Source organism: Staphylococcus sp. HMSC036D05 (genome assembly GCF_001836225.1).
GTDB classification, from domain to species: domain Bacteria; phylum Bacillota; class Bacilli; order Staphylococcales; family Staphylococcaceae; genus Staphylococcus; species Staphylococcus caprae.
In genome coordinates this window covers 1-2870 of sequence record NZ_KV827782.1, presented here as the reverse complement: position 1 = coordinate 2870, position 2870 = coordinate 1, and the positions used below count along the sequence as shown (strand labels likewise).

At 50.4% G+C, this 2870-nt stretch carries 1 rRNA gene; it reads right to left on the bottom strand.

Going from position 1 to position 2870, the window contains the following annotated elements:
- Positions 1–15: 15 nt before the first annotated feature.
- Positions 16–2870: ribosomal RNA gene (locus HMPREF2580_RS10130) — 23S ribosomal RNA — on the bottom strand; the annotation flags it as partial.

Below are 2870 nucleotides of genomic sequence, written 5' to 3'. Positions count from 1 at the left end.
CAAAACATTTTAAAATTGATTAAGTCTTCGATCGATTAGTATTCGTCAGCTCCACGTGTCGCCACGCTTCCACCTCGAACCTATTAACCTCGTCATCTTCGAGGGATCTTATAACCGAAGTTGGGAAATCTCATCTTGAGGGGGGCTTCATGCTTAGATGCTTTCAGCACTTATCCCGTCCATACATAGCTACCCAGCTATGCCGTTGGCACGACAACTGGTACACCAGAGGTATGTCCATCCCGGTCCTCTCGTACTAAGGACAGCTCCTCTCAAATTTCCTACGCCCACGACGGATAGGGACCGAACTGTCTCACGACGTTCTGAACCCAGCTCGCGTACCGCTTTAATGGGCGAACAGCCCAACCCTTGGGACCGACTACAGCCCCAGGATGCGATGAGCCGACATCGAGGTGCCAAACCTCCCCGTCGATGTGAACTCTTGGGGGAGATAAGCCTGTTATCCCCGGGGTAGCTTTTATCCGTTGAGCGATGGCCCTTCCATGCGGAACCACCGGATCACTAAGTCCGTCTTTCGACCCTGCTCGACTTGTAGGTCTCGCAGTCAAGCTCCCTTATGCCTTTACACTCTGTGAATGATTTCCAACCATTCTGAGGGAACCTTTGAGCGCCTCCGTTACCTTTTAGGAGGCGACCGCCCCAGTCAAACTGCCCGCCTGACACTGTCTCCCACCACGATAAGTGGTGCGGGTTAGAAAGCCAACACAGCTAGGGTAGTATCCCACCAACGCCTCCACGTAAGCTAGCGCTCACGTTTCAATGGCTCCTACCTATCCTGTACAAGCTGTGCCGAATTTCAATATCAGGCTACAGTAAAGCTCCACGGGGTCTTTCCGTCCTGTCGCGGGTAACCTGCATCTTCACAGGTACTATGATTTCACCGAGTCTCTCGTTGAGACAGTGCCCAAATCGTTACGCCTTTCGTGCGGGTCGGAACTTACCCGACAAGGAATTTCGCTACCTTAGGACCGTTATAGTTACGGCCGCCGTTTACTGGGGCTTCGATTCGTAGCTTCGCAGAAGCTAACCACTCCTCTTAACCTTCCAGCACCGGGCAGGCGTCAGCCCCTATACATCACCTTACGGTTTAGCAGAGACCTGTGTTTTTGATAAACAGTCGCTTGGGCCTATTCACTGCGGCTCTTCTGGGCGTGAACCCTAAAGAGCACCCCTTCTCCCGAAGTTACGGGGTCATTTTGCCGAGTTCCTTAACGAGAGTTCGCTCGCTCACCTTAGAATTCTCATCTTGACTACCTGTGTCGGTTTGCGGTACGGGCACCTGTTATCTATCTAGAGGCTTTTCTCGGCAGTGTGAAATCAACGACTCGAGGAAACAATTTCCTCTCCCCATCACAACTCAGCCTTACGAGTGCCGGATTTGCCTAACACTCAGCCTTACTGCTTGGACGTGCACTCCAACAGCACGCTTCGCCTATCCTACTGCGTCCCCCCATCGATTAAAACGATACTAGGTGGTACAGGAATATCAACCTGTTATCCATCGCCTACGCCTGTCGGCCTCAGCTTAGGACCCGACTAACCCAGAGCGGACGAGCCTTCCTCTGGAAACCTTAGTCAATCGGTGGACGGGATTCTCACCCGTCTTTCGCTACTCACACCGGCATTCTCACTTCTAAGCGCTCCACATGTCCTTGCGATCATGCTTCAACGCCCTTAGAACGCTCTCCTACCATTGTCCTACGGACAATCCACAGCTTCGGTAATATGTTTAGCCCCGGTACATTTTCGGCGCAGTGTCACTCGACTAGTGAGCTATTACGCACTCTTTAAATGATGGCTGCTTCTAAGCCAACATCCTAGTTGTCTGGGCAACGCCACATCCTTTTCCACTTAACATATATTTTGGGACCTTAGCTGGTGGTCTGGGCTGTTTCCCTTTCGAACACGGACCTTATCACCCATGTTCTGACTCCCAAGTTAAATTGATTGGCATTCGGAGTTTGTCTGAATTCGGTAACCCGAGAGGGGCCCCTCGTCCAAACAGTGCTCTACCTCCAATAATCATCACTTGAGGCTAGCCCTAAAGCTATTTCGGAGAGAACCAGCTATCTCCAAGTTCGATTGGAATTTCTCCGCTACCCTCAGTTCATCCGCTCACTTTTCAACGTAAGTCGGTTCGGTCCTCCATTCAGTGTTACCTGAACTTCAACCTGACCAAGGGTAGATCACCTGGTTTCGGGTCTACGACCAAATACTCAACGCCCTATTCAGACTCGCTTTCGCTACGGCTCCACATTCGCTGCTTAACCTTGCATCAGATCGTAACTCGCCGGTTCATTCTACAAAAGGCACGCCATCACCCATTAACGGGCTCTGACTACTTGTAAGCACACGGTTTCAAGTTCTCTTTCACTCCCCTTCCGGGGTACTTTTCACCTTTCCCTCACGGTACTGGTTCACTATCGGTCACTAGAGAGTATTTAGCCTTAGGAGATGGTCCTCCTAGATTCCGACGGAATTTCACGTGCTCCGTCGTACTCAGGATCCACTCAAGAGAGAATATGTTTTCGACTACAGGATTTTTACCTTCTTTGATTCATCTTTCCAGATGATTCGTCTAACATGTTCTTTTGTAACTCCGTATAGAGTGTCCTACAACCCCAACAAGCAAGCTTGTTGGTTTGGGCTCTTCCCGTTTCGCTCGCCGCTACTCAGGGAATCGATTTTTCTTTCTCTTCCTCCGGGTACTAAGATGTTTCAGTTCTCCGGGTCTGCCTTCTGACATGCTATGAATTCACATGTCGATAACATGACATCACTCATGTTGGGTTCCCCCATTCGGAAATCTCTGGATCAACGCTTACTTACAGCTACCCAAAGCATATCGT